This window comes from Endoryza foliicola (assembly GCF_050589245.1).
Lineage (GTDB): Bacteria > Bacteroidota > Bacteroidia > Chitinophagales > Chitinophagaceae > Endoryza > Endoryza foliicola.
Genome location: NZ_JBOBEW010000006.1, coordinates 133,122 through 153,370, shown reverse-complemented (window position 1 = coordinate 153,370; position 20,249 = coordinate 133,122). Strand labels below are relative to the sequence as shown.

12 protein-coding genes are annotated in these 20,249 nt (G+C 39.8%); 4 read left to right on the top strand and 8 right to left on the bottom strand.

What is annotated here, in order from left to right:
* The first annotated feature begins 6 nt into the window (after positions 1-6).
* Positions 7-1,308 carry an argininosuccinate lyase gene (gene argH, locus ACQ2HE_RS14710; RefSeq protein ID WP_430900108.1) on the top strand — a complete coding sequence of 434 codons (1,302 nt, stop codon included), beginning with the start codon at positions 7-9 and terminating at the stop codon, positions 1,306-1,308.
* 348 nt (positions 1,309-1,656) lie between these two features.
* Here the strand turns inward: argH and ACQ2HE_RS14705 are convergent, their stop codons facing one another.
* From ACQ2HE_RS14705 to ACQ2HE_RS14695, 3 genes are all read right to left on the bottom strand, one after another.
* Positions 1,657-2,970, bottom strand: coding sequence for a M28 family peptidase (locus tag ACQ2HE_RS14705; protein WP_430900112.1), 1,314 nt, complete (start codon positions 2,968-2,970; stop codon positions 1,657-1,659).
* Between the two features lie 64 nt (positions 2,971-3,034).
* Entirely contained in the window at positions 3,035-3,772 is a 738-nt protein-coding gene (locus ACQ2HE_RS14700) for a LytR/AlgR family response regulator transcription factor (RefSeq protein ID WP_430900114.1), read from the bottom strand.
* A 9-nt stretch (positions 3,773-3,781) separates the two neighbouring features.
* On the bottom strand, positions 3,782-4,828 hold the full coding sequence (locus ACQ2HE_RS14695) for a sensor histidine kinase (RefSeq protein ID WP_430900116.1): 1,047 nt from the start codon (positions 4,826-4,828) through the stop codon (positions 3,782-3,784).
* Positions 4,829-5,041: 213 nt separating this feature from the next.
* Here ACQ2HE_RS14695 and dxs point away from each other — a divergent pair, with 213 nt between their 5' ends.
* Positions 5,042-6,964 carry a 1-deoxy-D-xylulose-5-phosphate synthase gene (gene dxs, locus ACQ2HE_RS14690; RefSeq protein ID WP_430900118.1) on the top strand — a complete coding sequence of 641 codons (1,923 nt, stop codon included), beginning with the start codon at positions 5,042-5,044 and terminating at the stop codon, positions 6,962-6,964.
* Between the two features lie 561 nt (positions 6,965-7,525).
* Here dxs and ACQ2HE_RS14685 read toward each other — a convergent pair.
* A complete protein-coding gene (locus ACQ2HE_RS14685) occupies positions 7,526-8,059 on the bottom strand; it encodes a hypothetical protein (protein WP_430900120.1) in 534 nt (177 codons plus the stop codon).
* 835 nt (positions 8,060-8,894) lie between these two features.
* Between ACQ2HE_RS14685 and ACQ2HE_RS14680 the strand changes: the two genes are divergently transcribed.
* Together ACQ2HE_RS14680 and ACQ2HE_RS14675 are read left to right on the top strand one after the other, a co-directional pair.
* A complete protein-coding gene (locus ACQ2HE_RS14680) occupies positions 8,895-9,215 on the top strand; it encodes a type II toxin-antitoxin system RelE/ParE family toxin (protein ID WP_430900122.1) in 321 nt (106 codons plus the stop codon).
* Between the two features lie 2 nt (positions 9,216-9,217).
* A complete protein-coding gene (locus ACQ2HE_RS14675; RefSeq protein ID WP_430900124.1) occupies positions 9,218-9,523 on the top strand; it encodes a helix-turn-helix domain-containing protein in 306 nt (101 codons plus the stop codon).
* Between the two features lie 373 nt (positions 9,524-9,896).
* Here ACQ2HE_RS14675 and ACQ2HE_RS14670 read toward each other — a convergent pair whose 3' ends face one another.
* From ACQ2HE_RS14670 to ACQ2HE_RS14655, 4 genes are all read right to left on the bottom strand, one after another.
* Positions 9,897-10,724, bottom strand: coding sequence for a DUF6263 family protein (locus ACQ2HE_RS14670; RefSeq protein ID WP_430902463.1), 828 nt, complete (start codon positions 10,722-10,724; stop codon positions 9,897-9,899).
* 140 nt (positions 10,725-10,864) lie between these two features.
* Positions 10,865-15,904: a DUF6443 domain-containing protein gene (locus tag ACQ2HE_RS14665; RefSeq protein ID WP_430900128.1), complete on the bottom strand. Its 5,040-nt coding sequence runs from the start codon at positions 15,902-15,904 to the stop codon at positions 10,865-10,867.
* A gap of 96 nt (positions 15,905-16,000) precedes the next feature.
* Positions 16,001-16,588, bottom strand: a complete 588-nt coding sequence (locus ACQ2HE_RS14660; RefSeq protein ID WP_430900130.1) for a hypothetical protein — start codon at positions 16,586-16,588, stop codon at positions 16,001-16,003.
* 49 nt (positions 16,589-16,637) lie between these two features.
* Positions 16,638-20,237 (bottom strand): hypothetical protein, encoded by a 3,600-nt coding sequence (locus ACQ2HE_RS14655; protein ID WP_430900132.1) that lies wholly within the window; start codon positions 20,235-20,237, stop codon positions 16,638-16,640.
* Between the last annotated feature and the right edge of the window lie 12 nt (positions 20,238-20,249).

Sequence of the window (20,249 nt, the reverse complement as noted above, 5' to 3'; positions counted from 1 at the left end):
TCTGTTATGAAACTTTGGCAAAAAGAACAAACCAGTACCGCGGCAATTGTAGAGCAATTCACGGTGGGTCGCGATAAAGAATTCGATCTTCACCTCGCTAAATACGATGTGCAAGGTTCTATTGCACACGTAACCATGCTGGGTGAAGTAGGTTTGATGAGCAAGGCTGAAGCTGACTTAGCAGTATCGGGGTTGAAAGAAATTGCTGCAATCATCGAATCCGGTGCCTTTCAAATTGAAGACGGCGTTGAAGATGTTCACTCACAGGTGGAACTGATGTTGACCAGAAAGATTGGCGAAGCCGGTAAAATGATTCACAGCGGAAGAAGCAGAAACGATCAAGTGGCGGTTGATATCAAACTTTATTTGAGAGCTGAGATTCTGGCCATCAAAAAATCGGTTACCGCTTTATTTGAGTGCTTGCAAACGCAAAGCAATAAATTCAAAGACAAACTCATTCCCGGTTATACCCATTTGCAAATTGCCATGCCTTCATCGGCCGGTATGTGGTTGGGTGCTTATGCGGAAAGTTTGGTAGATGATATGGAATTCCTAGCGGCAGCGTATCAAGTGGCGAATAAAAATCCCTTGGGAAGCGGCGCCGGATACGGATCTTCCTTCCCTTTGAATAGAAAAAGAACAACGGAACTTCTTTGCTTTGGCGATTTAAACTGGAATGCCGTGTATGCGCAAATGACCAGAGGGAAGACAGAAAAATTAACCTCAATGGCATTGAGTAGTATTGCTGCCACAGTTGGTCGTTTGGCTATGGACGGATGTTTGTACCTGAATCAAAACTTTGGATTCTTATCGTTTCCGAATGAACTTACTACAGGAAGCAGTATCATGCCGCACAAGAAGAATCCCGACGTTTTTGAATTGATCCGTGCGAAATGCAATCGCATTCAAAGCATTCCCAATGAATTGAATTTATTGTTGGCAAACCTGCCATCAGGATATCATAGAGATTTACAACTCACTAAAGAAATTCTCTTCCCTGCTATCAATGAATTGAAAGCCTGCATCGATCTAACCATCTTAATGCTTTCGAACATGGAAGTAAAAGACGGTATTTTAGACGATGAAAAATACAAGTACTTGTTCAGTGTAGAGGCAGTGAACGAATTGGTAAACAAAGGCATTCCTTTCCGCGAAGCGTACAAGCAAGTGGGTAATAGCATTGACGCGGGAACCTTTGATTTCGATTATACCAAACAATTGCATCACACGCATGAAGGCAGTTTGGGAAATCTTTGTAATGAGGAGATTAAAGGGGCGTTTGAGAGGGTGAGTGGGAAGTTTGTGTAAGGCTGGGATTTAGGTATTAGGCTTGGGGCCGTTTATAGTTAATAAAGCATTTTCATTTCATAAAGAAAAGAGCCATCGGTTTAAACTTTTTAGTAGTAAACTGATGGCTCTTTTTATTTTTAAATTCTTTTTTCTTCACCGCAGCGGCGCAGCGATCGCAGCGGAAACGCAACGCTCCCCTTGCTCCTCTTCCTGTTCTTTCTCTGTATCTTCCTCGTCTCCTCTCATCCTCGTTCCTGTATTCCCCCTGTTCCTCTTCCTGTTCTTTCTCTGTATCTTCCTCGTCTCCTCTCATCCTCGTTCTTGTATTCCCCCTGCTCCTCTTCCTGTTCTTTCTCCCTCTCTTTCTTAATTCCTCAAATTCCCTGCCTCCACTCTCGTTGGCGTATCTTTCCCTGCTACAATTGTATTCGAACTGATGGCGATGGCGCGGATGATGGCGGCCATGTTCTTCATATCGAGTGTTTCAATTTCATCATCGAGGGTGTGGTAGTATTTGTCGACTTCTTTGTTGAAAGCAGTTGGATCGGGTTCCATACGCGATGTTGAAATGGTATGGGCAGGTACTCCTAAACGAGCCAAAGTGGCATTGTCGGAGCGATAAAACAAGTTCTGTGTTTTGTATGGATCGGGATGGAAAGTGAAATCACTTCCTTGCAAATTCTTTTGCAAGATCTCACCCATGCTCGATTTGTCGTAACCGGTAATATAAGCGGCATTCGGGCCCCACTTACTTTCCGTACCAATCATTTCAATATTGAACATGGCCATTACTTGCTCCGGCTTAAATTGGCGAGAGAAGTACTGTGCTCCGTATCCACCTACTTCCTCAGCTGTGAAAGCTGCAAATATGATGGTACGTTCGTTGTCTTTCTTCTGTGCGAAATAATGCGCCAACATGATCACAGCGGTTGTTCCGGCCGCATCGTCATTTGCTCCATTGTAGATCGAATCACCGGCAGCATTTGGCTTAGCTATTCCCAAATGATCGTAGTGACCACTGAAAATAACATACTCTTCTTTCTTCGATTTTCCGGGAAGTATGCCCACCACATTTTTCAATGGCATGGGTGTGATCTCTTGTTTGAAGTTAATAGCATAGGTAGAGGGCTTCTCTGAACTCAACACCAAAATGATGGAGAAATCGGAAGCAAACATTTCTCTGCGCATGCCTTTCAAGCTATTGAATTGGCGTCTGAAACTGGTATCAACCGTTACCACTGCATTCTTTTTCGCAGCTTGCAAGCGACGCACCACATTGAACAAGGTATCTTTCGGACCTACTGAAACCCAATCGTATCCTGATTTCTCAGTGATGCTCACAGAAGGTTGTGTAGTCAATCCAACGATGTCTTTGCTATCAACAGCAGTTCCATTGATAGTACCATCGGCAGCTACAAATTTTGTGCGCACCATGCTAAACTCCTGAAAATAAGAAGCTCCATTCACGGGCTTCAATCCTGCTTTCTTGAATTCCGATGCAATAAAATCGGCGGCTTTGTCAATGCCGGGAGAGAATGTTCTTCGTCCCTGCATATCATCAGCGGATAAAATTTTCTCAATGCGTTCTACTTCGGCCGGATTAATGATCTTGTCAATATTCTGCGCAACGAGTTTTCCCGAGGCCACTAAAAACAAAACCGGTAACAGTAATTTTTTCATAAAAGAAGATTTAATAAAAAACACGCCGTGTCAGCGTGTTCTTTATTGTTGATTATTTAAAGACTTATAAACTCATCATTTCTTTGAACTTCACCGTTTGTCTGCGGCTCACTTCAATTTTCTCTCCGCCCTTCAATTCCAATAACAACCCGCCATTGAAATAAGGTTCAATTTTTTCAATCAAGCGAAGGTTCACAATATGCTTTCTGTTGGCACGGAAGAAAGTTTTTTCATCCAAACGCTCTTCCAGCGCATTGAGTGATTTTAAGATCAAAGGTTTGTTCACGCCGAAATACACTTTCGCATAGTTACCAACGCTTTCGAACAAACGAATTTCATTCAATTTCACAAACCAGCATCGTTCGCCGTCTTTCACGAATACCTGATCGTTTTCGGAAAGAATGGAACGATTCACATTTACATTTGGATTAACAGGCGCATTGTCTTTTTCTTCCTGCATTTGCAGTTTCTGTATAGCATCGGCCAAGCGTTTGGGCTCTACAGGCTTCAATAAATAGTCCAAGGCATTCACTTCGAACGCCTTCAATGCGTATTCATCATAAGCAGTGGTGAAAATAACATGTGGGGTGCGATCGAGTTCGCTCAATAAATCAAATCCGGTTTTGCCGGGCATTTGAATATCGAGGAAAATTAAATCGGGGTTCAATTGTTCGATCTTCTCCAATCCCTCTCCCACATTGGTGGCTTCGGCCACTACTTCAATTTCAGGGTAGTCGGACAACAATTTTTTCAATTCGTTACGAGCCAAACGCTCGTCGTCAATGATTACAGCTTTTACCATTTCGCAACTTTAGTTTATAGATACAGGAATCATCACTTTCACTTGTACCATGTTTTTGGATTCCTGTGTAATTTGAAATTCAGAATTCGTACCAAATAAGAGCTGAAGTCGGTTTCGCGTGCTGGAAAGGCCAAATCCTTCTCCTTTTATTTCATCACTCAAAATTCCGGGATTCTGTACAATCAGCTCGTGAAATCTTCCATTGTAATCGGAAATGATCCGAATCAAGCCTCCCTTCACTTCTTTTCCAATTCCATGTTTGATGGCATTTTCTACCAAAGTTTGCAGCATCATAGGCGGAACGGGAGAATCGAGCGTGTCTTCATCAATCTGATATTCTACTTTCAACCGGTCTTCAAATCGAATGTATTCGAGCGCCAGATAGTCTTTCACAATATTCAGCTCTCTCTCAAAAGGCACGGTCTCCAACTTTTCAGCCTGCATACTGCTGCGCAGAATATTGCTCAATTCGGTAATGGCATCTCTCGCCCTACCCGGATTTTCATCAATCAAGGCCCTAATACTATTCAAGGCATTGAAAATAAAATGCGGATTGATATGAGATTTGATGGTTTTTAGCTCCAATTCCTTCACCAAACTCTGCAATTTCAGGTTATTCAGTTGCTGACGGCGGCTGCTCTCAATGTAATGATAGAAATAATAGATCAGCATCCAGGGTGTGATCAGCAAACCGGTATTCAAAACCATACCCGTTAATCGAGTAGTGAAATCCTTTGCGCTCTCCTTAACCGCCAGTACTTGGAAGAAAAGGATGATGATCAAACTGTAGAAAATACTGGTTACAATGATGGCCAGCAGCAGGCGCGGGATCATTTTCTCGATCGACAACTGCATCCATCCCTTCTTTTTCAGGTAACTTCTCATCAGGTGGGTACTAATGATCCCCCCGAAAAAGAACACCGAAATACGAGCCAGGTCGAGGAAGCTCAGGTTCTCTCGAAATCCCACTTTGTAGAAGATCATGGAAAACACAATCAAGCCCCAGCCACCAAGCTGACACAACCAATAATTTGATATCCTCGAAAACAGTCGCATAATCAGAGCAAATCTAAAAAATAGGGGCGGCTATGCCCGCCTTTTTGGATATAAGGTGAATTCAGCCCTCTATCGGCCCAAAAAAACCATTAGAAGCAGGAAAATACGGCATTTTCGCAAATATTTGGGCATTCCATTGAACCCCTTTTGGGTAATTTTGTTCTAGCTTTAATACGCTTATTTTTTGGTAATTTTGAACATAAACTAGCACCGATGGAAATAACCCCAGGTCCTTTACTGAAAACCATTGATTCTCCGGCCGATTTGAAAAAACTCAGCCGCGAGCAATTGCATCAGGTTTCGGAGGAATTACGCCAATACATTATCGACATCGTGAGCGTCCATGGCGGTCACTTTGCAGCCAGTTTGGGCGTGGTGGAACTATCGGTAGCACTTCACTATGTTTACAATACCCCTTACGATCAACTGGTATGGGACGTGGGTCACCAAGCTTACGGTCATAAGATCTTAACCGGTCGTCGCGATCAATTTCACACCAATCGTAAATACAAAGGTCTTAGCGGCTTCCCCAAAAGAACGGAAAGCGAATACGACACTTTTGGTGTAGGACACTCTTCAACCTCCATTTCTGCCGCCTTAGGTATGGCCATTGCAGCGAAGTACAAAGGAGAGAACAGAAAAAGTGTTGCTGTAATTGGAGATGGTTCTATGACTGCAGGTATGGCTTTCGAAGCCATGAACCATGCGGGGGTATCTGACAGCGACATGCTGATCATCTTGAACGACAACTGTATGAGCATCGATCCAAACGTAGGTGCTCTCAAAGAATATTTAACCGATATCACTACTTCAGGAACCTATAACAAACTGAAAGACGATATCTGGAATGCGTTGGGCAAATTACCCGTAGGCAAAAATTTCACCCGTGAAATGGCCAGCAAACTGGAACACGGTGTAAAAGGCTTTGTAAACAAGAGCAGTAATTTGTTTGAAGCGTTGAAGATCCGCTATTTTGGACCGATTGATGGACACAACATCACCAAACTAGTAGACACCCTTCAGGATTTAAAAAACATTCCCGGTCCAAAGCTATTGCACATCATCACCACCAAAGGGAAAGGATATGCATTGGCGGAGAAAGATCAAACCAAATGGCATGCGCCCGGTTTGTTTGATAAAGTAACCGGAGAAATTCAGAAGAAAGTATACGACACACCTCAGCCTCCAAAATATCAAGACGTATTTGGTCATACCATTATTGAATTAGCAGAAAAGAATCCTGCGGTATTCGGGGTTACTCCGGCCATGCCATCCGGTTCGTCTTTGAAATTCATGATGGAAAAAATGCCGGATCGTGCATTTGATGTAGGCATATGCGAGCAGCATGCCGTAACGGTAAGTGCGGGTATGGCTACGCAAGGATTGAGGGTGTTCTGCAATATCTATTCATCGTTCATGCAACGCGCTTTTGATCAGGTGGTGCACGATGTGGCCTTGCAGAAATTACCGGTGGTATTGTGTTTAGATCGTGCGGGATTGGTAGGAGAAGATGGACCAACACACCATGGTTGCTATGATATTGCCTATTTCCGTTGCATCCCGAACATGATCATCAGTTCACCGATGAACGAAGCGGAGTTGCGCAACTTGATGTATACGGCACAATTACCCGGAACGAACTACCCGATGGTCATTCGTTATCCAAGAGGAGAAGGGGTGATGCCGGAATGGAAAACACCGTTCCAAGAAATCAAGATCGGAACCGGAAGAAAATTGAAAGACGGAAAAGAAGTAGCGATATTGAGTTTAGGGCATCCCGGCAACTTTGTAACGGCCGCTATTCGTCAACTCAGAGCAGAGGGTTTGGATCCTGCGCACTACGACATGCGTTTCGTAAAACCGCTTGATGAAACCATGTTGCACGAAGTATTCAGCAAATACGATAAAGTAGTAACAGTGGAAGACGGCACCGTATTAGGTGGTTTTGGCTCAGCCGTTTTGGAATTCATGGCCGCACACAACTACAAAGCGCAAATAACCATCATGGGTATCCCCGACCGATTGGTAGAGCACGGAACGCCAAAGCAATTGTACCGTGAAATAGGACTGGATGCAGAGGGCATTGTAGCCACCGTGAGAGCTTTAGCCGGAGTAAAAGAAATGACGATTTCCTGAAGGGATTAAAGGATATATAAGAAAAGTACCGATGATGTCGGTGCTTTTTTGTTTATTCAATAAAAGACACTAGAGATATTTTGTAGTGACAAACTTAGAGACAATAAAGTAGTCAATAATCGCAAATAACAAAACACCACACTGGATAGTATTGCTGGTTGGATAACGAACTTATACAATTAAAAAACCATCTTTTCTGCACACGAATAATTATGGTCTACATTATCATAGAAAGCTCTTTATAATGCATGCTTTATTACACGGGATGAATTCTTCGATAAAAGAATCTAATGAGTATTTATATATGAGACTAAAGAACTAAACAGGCGTATGCGTCATAAAACACAAACCAGAATTGCCTGGCTTTATCACTATCCGTAATAGCTGTTATCATAAAGCCACTGGTTGCCCGTACTCACAGCCTAAAATTTGAAAAACTCTCACCCAACCTGAAAAGAAACCTGTGTAAGAACCTAAGCTATTCAACAACATTCTTGCAAAAACTGAGAGCCGATGGCAACCAAAATTAACAAGGTCATTATTGCTTGAACTGGGCTTGCGCTAATTCGAATCCTTTTTGCAAAAATCCAATTGCTCGATGACTAAATTACCCTCCACAGAAGTAATCAGATAATTCCAATTGAAAAGAACCTTTACAATAGTAGGAATACTTTGAGCATGAACATCACTTTTTAAAGTTGCATAGTTGTGTTCTTGATAAACTTCAAAATAGTGTTTAACAAATACTTCTTCGCCTTTATCACTCCATTCCAAAACTGAACTATCTGGCTCGATCAATTTTGTATTCATCTTTGTCAATTTGGCTTTTGTAAATTCAATAGATTCATTCTTGACTATTTTGTCTTTTATTATTGTGCAATAATTGTCAAAAATAGTAAACCTTCTATCTTTCCTTCTTAGCGAATTATAAAGATTTTTATTCGAAACAACTACGTCCCCTTCATTATTGTCAACTTTTACGCTTATCACTATAAAGTATTTAGCCATGTTTTGGCTTTCAAAAACTTTATCTAAATAAATCAAACGACAATCTGCGTTATTAAAGAAACTTAAAAATAAAAATAGTTGGCTCATTTTTAATGCTTTTTATTTCGACTCCAATCAATTTTCTTAGAAGACAATTGGCCTATTTATATTCACAAGTAGTGAAACAAACACTCTTAAAAATTCAAGTAATTATTCAATCATTTCCTTTTTGTTCTAGAGGATACAGGAAAATCATTAACCCGAACGAGAGTAAATAGAACAAAATTAAAGGAAGAATGGCAGAGCTATTGTCTGGTATGGAAAACGCTTCACGTATCGAAAAAGACAAGTGAATGACCAACAAAAACAAAATCACAATCCAGCCAAACTTATTATTGAATAAAACTTGGAATAGCAAAGGAATTGTAACTATCAAGTCAATAGCCCAGTAAGCAATTCCAAAGGAACTAATTGAATAAAAATTATGGTAATTCGAATTTAGAACCCAAGAAACTATGTATACCAAAAGTGCAGAAAGATAAACCCATTTTTGTATTCGATCTTTAGCCATAATTGTCTAATTAAAGTTTTAGATCCAATCTGTATTACACACGACTATATCCGACAAAATCATGAAGGAAAACCGTTTTGTAATTCTAAAATAAGAACATGCTTTAAATTACTCGCTCTCAACAATTCCTACAATAAATATAAGAAATAGTGATCTAACCTAAAAGAATACTGGAACATAGAACAATGATATGATTATCCGTAATGCTTGCAAACTAGCGCCCTTTGTTTGTAGGCTACTACACAAACATACATCCCCTTTCACCAAGCCACCGCAAAATATTAGTTTTGTAGAGAGAACAAAATTTGTTTCCTATTTAGGAAACCATTATATTTATATGAGATTTCTATGAAACCGCGGTTCAATGTTTTTATGCTCAAAGATGCTGTTGATTATTTAGAAAAGATTGAATCTAAAGCAAAAGAGAAAATCCTATACAACCTTGCCAAATCGCAATTTGTGATAGATAAGGAACTATTCAAGAAATTAAATGGAAATATTTGGGAGTTTAGAACTCGATATAGAGGAAACAGTTACAGACTTTTTGCATTTTGGGATCACACAGATGGGGCGGACACTATCGTAATTGTTACTCATGGAATACTAAAAAAGACTCAAAAAACTCCAGTAAATGAGATTGAAATCGCGGAAAAGCTCCGAGTGCTCTATTTCAAAAACAAAACAAGCAACTAGCCATGGCAACAAAAATCAAAGCAATTCCACTAGAAGCTCTCATCAACAAACACATCGGAAAGCGTGGCACAAAGAAAAGAGAAGCTTTTGAGGCCGAACTGCGTCTAGACCTTCTTGGAGCGGCCATTAAACAAGCAAGAATTCAAAAGAACCTCACTCAAACACAACTGGGAGAATTGGTAGGTGTACAAAAAGCCCAAATCTCCAAAATTGAAAACAGCGTAAAAAGCGCTCGCCTAGAAACCTTGTTGAAAGTTTTTGAGGCGTTGGATGTTAAGATTAGCTTTTCAATTGAGTTGAAGAAATAGCTTTAATAAATCATCGCTGATATCGGTGCATTTCTAATTGACACAATGTATGATAATAGAAATCATTTTGCTATTGTGAAATCAAATACAAGAAACGCAAGGAAGCATTGCCCCTCAATAGAGATGGCTGTAAAGATCGCTGATTAAATCTGCATTTCAGTTGATTACCTGCTCGGCGGCTCTAACAAAATGGTGCTGGATAAAAAACTCATGAAGCGGATGGAAGATATCGAAGGGTTGCCAACAGAAGAAAAAGACAAAGTGTATTATTTTATTGATATGGCTCTCTCACATCATAAAGTAAAGAAAGCTTTCGCTAAATAAATAATAAAGCCCGTCGGCAGTGCCTAGCTTTATGTTGAACTCAAACTAACTATAATTTTTTTCCTGTTATCACACTTCTACGATTTATATTCACAACTACATCAACATCTCCTATTTTCAAATTGCCTGCAATGATTGATTTTCGGGAACTTGTCATGAGCATCCCTGTCGTTGCTTCAACTTCAATTATACCATTTTCTTCTCCTTTCATTTCTACACTATGATTTAAGGCAGTTACTGTTTGCTCAATAGGCGATACAGTTTTTATGTAGGCGATTCCGGCACTGATACTATCAAGAGTATGTTGTGCATTTAGGCTATGAGATTCCCCTATTTCCAATGAGTCTTTACTTAACCATGAAGAGTTTACAAACACCACCTTACTTGGCAATATGTTAGAAATTTTTTCAAAAATATCTTTAAAATCTTCTTCCCTAAAAGAACTATCTGGGATGTCTCCAAAATTGCTCATTTTTATATTTGATGCTTTGAGAGCTATAAATTTTTCTTTAAACTCTTTATAACCATTTATATTCTCAACTCTGCCATCAGCCAAAAGATTAAAACTAAAAGTAGCTCCTTTAAAAGCTTCAATGTTTTTTGGCTGTGAAGTAAAATCTCTTTCAGTCTCTTCTCCTGAATGACTATCCATAATGCAATTCTCAAACTGAACTAAAATCTCATAAGTGTTATTTATCTTTTTTGAGACTTTATACACTAACCCAATTTTGCTATTAATCGTTAGCTGCACCCTATTTTCGCTTCCTCCTATAGCTTGTACAATTTCCTTAGTTTCATCAATCTCATACTTGTATGTTGACCCAACTTCAGGATTAAATGAAATTCCATCACCTTTAAGCAAAATATCAGAACTCATATTCTTACATGACTGTGTTAAAAAGAAAGTAATAAAAATGATTAAAGACCAGCGATTGTAACCCATATAACAATAATGACATCGCATTGCCAGCAATATTTTCCGATATAAATTCAAACCTCGATACATAATGTAGCATATTAATATCCCCAAATTACTGGAGTTGTTATAGTTTTCTTACCTGATGGTTTATTAGTTACAATTGCTCCTGCTTTTGTATGAAAGCTTACAAAAAAAGTTGCTGCCTTAGTAAACATATTTTGCACTGTACGACTGTCTAATGCCATAACTTGTTTTTCTGACATAGCTTGGACTGTTAACGCAACAGAAGTAATAGCTTCTTGAAAACTTTGAGCTGTTATTTTTGCTGCTTCTTGAGGACTAAATCGTCTACCGTCTGCAGTTTCACTTGGAAATTGAACATAAATTGGTTGAAAACTAAATGTCTTATCAGCATTGGGGCCAAATAGGTGAAAGTAACTAACCTCATAATAAAGACCACTTACCCCTGCCTCATACATTGCACTGGTCATAGGAGTAAATACAAATGACCTTGGACTAACATTGCCGCCATCTGTTGGGCTATCACTATTACTGTTAGTACCGTCTGTAGAGTTGACATCTGTTTTGCCTTCATTATTATCATTGTCTAAGGTTCCTTCACTACTGCTTTCTCCCTCCGTCAAACCGCTAACGCTTTCATCACTATTAAAGTGAATTTTGTCTAACCCCAATGATTTCCACATATGGATCCCGTTCATCTTGTCATCCATTTGTCGGTCATGCAACTGCTTGTCAATTGCATTATCTTTAAACCTACCACCCGCCTGTCCTGCAGAACCAATGTATTCCGGCTTGTTTTCTGATGCATACATCCCATCAACGTCAATAAATCTAATTGGATTGTTATAAGCGTAACTGTACGGCGACCATCGTCTGCTTTTACCTGCTAATGGGTCAATATGATTCCATCTTCCAATCTGTGCATCATACATCCTCGCTCCATAATCATACAACTCCAATCCACTCCCATCAGTAAATTCCTTTTCCTGTTTTTCTTTGCCGTTATACTCGTATTTATTATCTAACTTATTAGCTGCTTTCGATGAAATCCCAGCCATCGTTAGTCCAAATGGATAATAATGCGTTTCCTCTGTGATTGCCCCACTGTAATGCTTCACACTCATATTATCAAAAAATACGTCCCATCCGGGTGTTTCATTGTTTACATAAATATACAAATATCCATTCTTTGTTATTGGAATTCCCGTGTACGCTAATGTATTTAACACATTGCTGGCATAATTTCCAACAGCAAGAGCTCCACTTTGAGGGTAACTACTTACATACTGGAACTGTTCATCCAATAATATCCAATTCAGATGGGCACGGGGCTTATTGACAACAGTGGGATTGTTACCACTTATAAAGCTATTCAAAGCGCCTAAAAGAGGACTTGAACTCGTATTATTGAGTTGATCCAGGGTGCCTTTTGACCCACCGGTGAGGCCAAAAGCGCCACTTGCCAGTGCATTCAAAATATCATTCACAGAATTATTCGGCGCCGTATACGTTTGGTCCTTGTAAAATGCTTTAACAGCCACATCTATCACATCACCACTCATGACCTTCAAAACAATTGCTGCTCCTACTTTTTGCCCGCTTCCGTTCAATCGCATCAGTGAATCATTGGGATTGGTGGTGCCATCCACCGGATAACCGGACACTGCCGCTTTGGGATAATTACTTGCTTGTAAGTTGTAGAACAGTTTATTTTCATTACCGCGGTAGGCTGCTTCCATAGTAGCTATGTAATGAGAAGTATCCGTTTGTTCGGTGAGAACCATGCGTACATTACCCAAATGATCTTTCAAAAAGTAGTCGTATTCAAAACTATTGGCAGAACTACCATTTAGGAAGAAACGCTTCGCCCACCGTATTCTACCTTCTTCATGAGCCAGAAACTGCAAAGTATCGTTTTGATAAACAAACCCATTTAAATAAGTAGTAGTGGTGGTAAGGGTCGGCTTTACGGTAGTGTCTACGGTTACTTTTTTCAATTTATTACCCGACCAATCGTAAGTGTAGGTAATCGACCCTTTACCGGTTACCGTCACAACCTCCGGTAAATTCAACTGGTTGTATGAAATATTACTTATTGCTTTATTGTTATCCACTATCATATTGCCATTCACATCGTAGCTATAGTCGGTCGCCTGCTTGGAACCGCTGTACTTAAAATCTCCTAATTTAGATTGTGGATCGTTGGAACCGTCTGCAACTTGAACAAGTTTATTGCTATTCGCTTGATAGGCATATGTCAATTGGTCGATAAACGATGACCCCGTTACTTTGAAGCCCTTTTGGCTCATAGACAAGATATTTCCATTTGCATCGTATGTCAAGCTATTTACTGTAAAATCAATAAAGGAATTATTCCATCCACTTCCAGTGTTCTGTGTAAAATTGGCACCTGTAAGACGATTCACGTTATCATAGGTGAAATCATATTTTCGATTCACGCCATCACCCTTGGTCTTCCACAAGGTGCCGGTAATATTTCCATTGTATTGGGCTGAAGTATACGTTGTTCCACTTAATACAGAATTTGTTTTATCATAGGCAAGTTCCATCCCAAAATAACTATTAGTGGTAGTTCCTGACAAATAGTCTTTGTTTATACTTGTCATCCATCCCCTGATATTATAGTTGTATGAAAGAGTTTCTAAGGGGCCGCCTGAAACAGGTTTAACTCCCAATTTTTTGTCCTTCAATTGCCCCAATTCATTGTAAACATTCTCCACTACTAATTTATCCGTTCCTGAGTTATTCAACTGTTTCCATACTTTAGTAAGTCTTCCTGCATGGTCGTACTCCATTTTGGTCAGAACCTTCACCTCCGACGTTTGTGTTGATGAAGGATTTTGGTGTCTAATATAGGTCGCCAATACTGCCCCTTTTGCATCATATTGCATGGTTGCATAATCAGTTCCGCCTTTATAGTTGTATTGACGCGTTTGGAGTACTCGTCCATTTTGTTCATAGTATGTAGCAGTAACTATTCCATTTCCGGTTCTATCCCATACACCTGTAACCGCCCCTTGATTCATATTAGATTGAGTTAGTGGTTGGGCGTAAGGAGCAGTAGTATTGCTTGCTGTATAAAAATAAGTATCATAACTATTATCTTTCACCCCTGTAAATCCATACCAAGTAGACCAAGAGTAATCATCGTAGTAGGTAACCGATTGAACATCAGCATAAGCAACCACAGGAAAGCTCTGATTTAAGGTATACAAAGGCAAACTGGAAGTTTGAACTGACTCATAAGCTGCTAAGTTTTGTGTATTCAAAAACCCTTGCATGGAAGATTGTGTGGTATATGTGGAATTTGTATAAAAACCACTCATGATCGGACGGTTAAGCTGATCAAATTTTGTAAAAATCCATTTATTCTGCAGTCTCAATTTTGCGTCCTGTGTTAAAATGGGTTTGTCCCACTTGTCGTACACCATCCAAACCTCGCCAGCGCCGGGAACTTTTTTGATGATCATCCTCAACCTGTAATCGTATTCATATCTGAAACACAATTCATCAGCGATTCCAGTTGAAATCACCCATGTTGCATTTATCAGTTCGACGGCTCTTGGTTGAATTACAAATCGCAGTTGCCCCAAATCGTCGTATACATAATAAGTACAAAGCCAGCCTTGGTATGCTGTACCTGGGCTATTAGAAGATTGAACTTTCTTCAGAATTACTTTACCAGATTTATCCTTGTATTCTATGATCTGTTTGCCGTTTTCATCAATGGATACAGATTTAATAAGCTGGCCCGCTTCATAAATGGCAGAACTAGTTGGAATACTCCCTACCGATGAAGCAATGGTCCAAATCCTGACGCTGTCACTTAATGTATTCACCAAATATTGATTGGACAATCCTCTTGAGGCTCCGACCCAGTTTGCACCTGGCGCAAAACTATTTACAGTGCGGCCTAAAGGAGATGCTTCAAAGCCAACTTGTGAATAGTAAAATGATTCACCCGGAAATTGAGAAGAATTAAAACTATTCTGTTCCACTAACGGCGATGATTTGAATTTACCATCAGAACTCGTGGAAACATACGGCAAGTATTTATTTACCTCCCGGCTAAAATTATCATAGACAATTGGAACCACCATGTCTTTCATTTGCGGCGTAACCTGCTTATTAACCGTCTCAACGGGCCGGCCCAATCCATCAAAGTATTGTGTCGTCTGTTGCTTCTGACCTGTCGCTAATTGATCTGCTTGAATCCATGTTTTCACACCATATATCCAGATTTCATTAACTCTAACATAATTAAGGTTCTCAGAATTAGTTGATGTGTAATTGACTGTAAAATTCAACTCATTAGAATACAACACGTCATTTCCACATACCACTTTTCTTCTTATTTTGGTGTTCCCCACTATTGCCGGAGCTGTAGTAGGATAAGCTGCACCGGAGCCAATATTTTGCCACGCTCCTCCATCTACAGATTGCTGCCACTCGTAGTTTAAACTAGAACAATAACCGCCTGTAGCAGGATTTTGAGAAATACTTGGCTGCGTGTTGTAAGTTAAATTCGTTACGGACGCACTGATGGACCCAGACGTTAGGGGTGCGATACTTACTAAAGCGACAGGACTGTACACATTGTCGCCATTGAATGATAAAACACGACGATAATAAGCTGTTTGTAAAAAAGGATTAACAGTCAAGTTCTGACTAGTTGCGCCACTCACAGTAGTAAATGGTCCTGTAGCACTTGAAGATGTTTCCCACCAAAATGAATAAGAAGGAGTACACCCCGCACTGGGTGCGCCGCCGGTTAAGGTGGCACTGGAATTATAAGCAACTACTTGACTGGAAGGACTAACTGTATTAGGAACTGTAATCACAGTCACAGTCTTGGTGTTTGATCCTAACACTTGAACCGTAACTTGAACAGAAGCACTTGCAGGATTGGCATTCCAAACCACTCGAATGGAGGGGCCAATGGAGGCTATCGTTCCACTCTTAGAAGTATTACTGGTGCCTGCAATTACGCCACCTGTAACAGTCCAACTAATGGTATAACTAGCTTGATAAGAACCAGATATTGTATACTGGTATCCCGTAGTTCCACCATTCACTACACAATTTGAGCCAGACATCGACAATTGGGCACTTGAAAAAAGCACAGACAGGAGCAAAACTGGCACCAATGTTAGGCTTTTAAAAGACTTCGGTTTGATCTGCATAAAAAGATGCTATTGAGGGTCAATAGAAATAATGTTTGAAAAGAGTAGGTTCCCGTTTACGGATAGTACTCGACGGTAAAATTTTTTACCTTGATTTACTACCACGGTTAGATTTTTATCGGTTGCTCCATCGATGCTTTCAAACGGACCACTAATTGCATCTGCCACTTCCCACCAAAAACTACTGAGGGGTGTACAGATTGAACTTGAAGGCCCGCTCCCTGTAATAGTTATTGTTGTCCCAACATTTATTAATCCGTTAGGTAGAGAAATCGAATTTGGAAAATCAACGATTTTGACAGACAATTCAGAGTCCCCAAGTCTAGAATTGGTCAATTTAATTGTACCATTCGAAACGCCCTTATTCCATATTATTCGTATTGTTGACCCAGAAGCGATGACCGAACCATTGGTAGCAGAATTCTCTGAACCAACAACGGTTCCGCCGGTTACCTTCCAGCTGAATACGTCTTGATCAGACATGCTACCAGTAGCATTGTACAGGTAACCAACTTCACCACCTGACACAACACAAGTTGCACCGCTTATGGAAACTTGAGCAATAGTATTTTGACTATTGAGAACAAATAGTGTCAAAAGACAGCAGAATATACTTTTTCGCATAGTTAAAAATTCAAATGATTTGTTACTTTTTATAGTTGTACTCAAAAGTTTTAATAATATTTCCATCAATGTCTCTGATAAGGCGAAGCCTGCTAAACTCGTCGTAGTTATAATAGGACACGATATTGTTAACCGAGCATTGGCTTGTAGTACCAACTAATGGCAGATAAGTTAAGGTCTCCATTTGTGCGGCAACCGGATACAATCTTAATTCATCGATGACATTGGCATTCGAAGAACTGAGAGTAATACTTCCACCTGTTGTTCTAATTTTGTGCTCATAGTAAGTCCAACCATTTTTAGTCAGACCGGCTTTAACTGCAAGGCTAGTCGCCCCGCTTAATGTTGCCTGCCCATTTTTCGACCAGTAGGAAACATAAAGATCCAAGTTGGTTGTACTATTCGTGTAAACGATATTGTTTGTTGCTTTTAAAACAAAAGACTGATCCCCGGTCAATCCTTCTTTATTTCTCATGGTGTCTGTAATAGTCCAATAACCCGTATTACCCGTTTCAAAACTCGTATACGCCACTTGTGATAGCGATGCGTTGGTAATCTTCGCTATTGGATAAACATTATTGTAATCCCAAATAAAAACAACGCCTGTACCTGTTCTCGGTGTAAATTGAATGGGGTTACCGACTAAATCATAGGCATCAAATTTAACAACAGATTCGAGGCCATTACTCAGTGTTGCAGTAGAGATGGTGTCAGGCAACACTAATGTGTTTGACTGCCATAATTTGAACTGTGTTTTTACTTGGGACATCAACACATTGTTATTGTAGATTTTTTGTCCAATTACGGTAGATACCATGTTTCTAGCCATCATCGTATCATAGATCACTCCCGAATAGTCATATGGATAAGAAATCTCTGTTCGAATCAATTCGTTCTTACTATTGTAAGTCTCCGTTTTACTAAGTTGTTTGTAAGTTGATAAAGGAGTGTAGGTGTTTTTAGTAATAGTAGAAATCGAGTTAGTGACACCAGAGCTTTCGTAACTAATCTGCCGCGTAGAATCTAGAAGTATCTTCTCTGACTGTACTGAAGGGTAAATGAATCCAAAAAATTCTATTTCAACTCCTGGGTTTCCAACGCCACCAACACAACTAGAAAAATCCTTCAACCCAGGAGGGTTCACATTGTCTAGCTTCATACTGTATACAAGCTTTCTGTTGTAAGAAGAGTAGTAATTTAACTGTTCGGCTACTTTAATGTAATTGCCCCCTGAAAGTCGATAGTCAATTTTCGCCTTTAGCTGTCCATTTTTACTAGAACCAATATTGTTGATTCCCGGTAATCGAAGACGATTAAAATTGATGATCGTATCAGGCAAATTATGATACTGATAAACCGTTTTACCAAGCGTATTAGACTCGTTTGTAGGGTCAACTACGTATTCAGTAACCTGATCATACGCAATCGCATTTCCGGATGTAGTTCCTGTAGTTCCGATGACACTAGAACCAAACCTGGTAAGACTCACACATCCCGTTGACCACCCTTGACCATCTGTACCTCTCAATAACTCAAAACGTGTATATGAAGGTCTAGAAATTAGTTTCCCATAGCTGTACTCTTCATTTATCCCATTACCATCTCTATCTTCAAAATAATGATAGTCATACTTTCTCTTCTTCACTGCTGTGCCCGACTCATTGTAATCGGTGATGGATTTTATTCTTAAACCCCCACCAAGAATCACCCCATACGTAGCTCGACGAAGTTGTTTCCATCGAATAGTTACTGTAATGTCTTGGAAGTCCGTGGTAGTTATTGAAGGGCTTATAAAAGTAGCCAGATTGTAAGTTGTGCCCGATGATACCGAGTACGCAACCTCACCCGTAGCCCAAGTAGAACCGGAAAGGGTTAAACTATTGCTATTGATATCTACAGTGTTACTAAACACACTAGCGTAAATTTGACCGCTAGTATTGTGCAAAGTATTTGCAACGGTACTGTTACTACAACGAAATGCCATGTTCACCCAAACTTTTGGGCCATACTTGTTAGTCAGATCAACCGTATTATTGACTGTTCCTCTATTTGAAATGGTGTACGTTACAGAAGTATCGAAATAGTTTATTTCTTCATAATCGGTTTGTCCTTGCAAGAACGATTTCTGCTCGTCATAGTCATTTCCTTCCAATTCAAATACCGATTTACCTCCAGTTGGATACACAATAGTGTTTAAAGAGAAAAGCTGGGGTTTCACAAGCTTTGGATTTCGATCTGCCCCATCAGTCAAATCCCACCAACTTGCTGGAGGTTGACCAGGAGCAGTTCCGGCAGGTGGATTAAAATACCCGTAAAATTTGGGGTAAAGGAATGAATTAGCTACGGCGTTATAATAGCCCCAATGATCAATACTTTTTGACGTTTTTCCTGTCAAAGATGTTGCTTCATACGTATCATCATAATACACAAATTTGTAGGGAGGTAAGATAGAAGCTCCAGATGATTGCTTTACACTATCAAGTTTGAGTCTCTTAAATTCTGTAGCTGGAACACCTACATAACTATTATTAAAGTAAGAATAGTAAAAATTATAAGAAAATATTTCAGTGGAATCGTTAGATACCAATTTTCTAAACACTGAAACTTTATTAAGCTTTTTTGCATTCGTTTGATCTACTCTCGAATTATCGAAGTAAAACTGAACTCTGCCATTTGTGAACTCAATGCTTTCAAGATAAATATTTTGATAGTAAGTAGCAGCTGTGGCAGTGCTCGTTGTTCCAGTATTAACAGAGCAAGCTTGTCGAGATATATCAGAGAATGAACCAGCACTAATAGTAGTTGGACCTTGTGAATTATAATTAAACTGTACCGTACGACCGGTTGGCGAAACAATCTGGCTCAAATACCATGAACTAACCGGACTAGAACCATCTCTTTGCGCATACTCCTTTGAAGAAAAAAGAAATCTAAACCCTTTATCATCTGTTATCGTGAATGAAGCAGCATTAGCAGTGTACTGGATTTTAATGTTGTCTTGATTTTGAATAACCGGTACACCGTCTCTCCCGATTATAAATTTACCGCTAAACCCCGGGAAATTATAACTATAAATATCAGCCTCCATATCATAAGCATTCGGATTAATCAAGGGCTGGCTAAAATTCAAATTACCACCGGTAGTATAAACCAGATAATCACACCAAAAATCATACATGTAGGGATTCAGTTGAATCGATGTAATAGATGGTACTGGGTGAGCAGTAGGAGTAGTGTTAATCTCTGGAACAGCCGTTGTGAAATAACCGGCATCCCAATCATCGCGACCCATTATTGTACGAGAAATCATGCCACCTGCACTAAGAGCCCAACCAAGTCCAACCCAACTCGCTTCCTCGCTCAAACGAATTCCTGTTGTATTATAAGATAGCGTAATTGGCACTGTAATATCACCGCTTTGCACTGTATAAATAGGAACAGACACACCCGCACTTCCGGTATAATAACTAACCGGAATATCTCCAAATTTAATCAAAGAGGCCGCGTTTGGAGATGGTGGTAACACCTTGGGAATGTATCGATCAGCTTCACTTTGCGCCAAAATCGAACTACTCCAAAAAAGGACAAATAACAGTCCAACAGTATTAAAAATCGTTCGCATTGTATTGTTTTT

Excerpts from the sequence above, each read along its gene's own strand:
- argH (WP_430900108.1), top strand. The coding sequence starts at position 7 with ATGAAACTTTGGCAAAAAGAACAAACCAGTACCGCGGCAATTGTAGAG.
- ACQ2HE_RS14705 (WP_430900112.1), bottom strand. The coding sequence starts at position 2,970 with ATGAAAAAATTACTGTTACCGGTTTTGTTTTTAGTGGCCTCGGGAAAA.
- ACQ2HE_RS14700 (WP_430900114.1), bottom strand. The coding sequence starts at position 3,772 with ATGGTAAAAGCTGTAATCATTGACGACGAGCGTTTGGCTCGTAACGAA.
- ACQ2HE_RS14695 (WP_430900116.1), bottom strand. The coding sequence starts at position 4,828 with ATGCGACTGTTTTCGAGGATATCAAATTATTGGTTGTGTCAGCTTGGT.
- dxs (WP_430900118.1), top strand. The coding sequence starts at position 5,042 with ATGGAAATAACCCCAGGTCCTTTACTGAAAACCATTGATTCTCCGGCC.
- ACQ2HE_RS14685 (WP_430900120.1), bottom strand. The coding sequence starts at position 8,059 with ATGAGCCAACTATTTTTATTTTTAAGTTTCTTTAATAACGCAGATTGT.
- ACQ2HE_RS14680 (WP_430900122.1), top strand. The coding sequence starts at position 8,895 with ATGCTCAAAGATGCTGTTGATTATTTAGAAAAGATTGAATCTAAAGCA.
- ACQ2HE_RS14675 (WP_430900124.1), top strand. The coding sequence starts at position 9,218 with ATGGCAACAAAAATCAAAGCAATTCCACTAGAAGCTCTCATCAACAAA.
- ACQ2HE_RS14670 (WP_430902463.1), bottom strand. The coding sequence starts at position 10,724 with ATGAGTTCTGATATTTTGCTTAAAGGTGATGGAATTTCATTTAATCCT.
- ACQ2HE_RS14665 (WP_430900128.1), bottom strand. The coding sequence starts at position 15,904 with ATGTCTGGCTCAAATTGTGTAGTGAATGGTGGAACTACGGGATACCAG.
- ACQ2HE_RS14655 (WP_430900132.1), bottom strand. The coding sequence starts at position 20,237 with ATGCGAACGATTTTTAATACTGTTGGACTGTTATTTGTCCTTTTTTGG.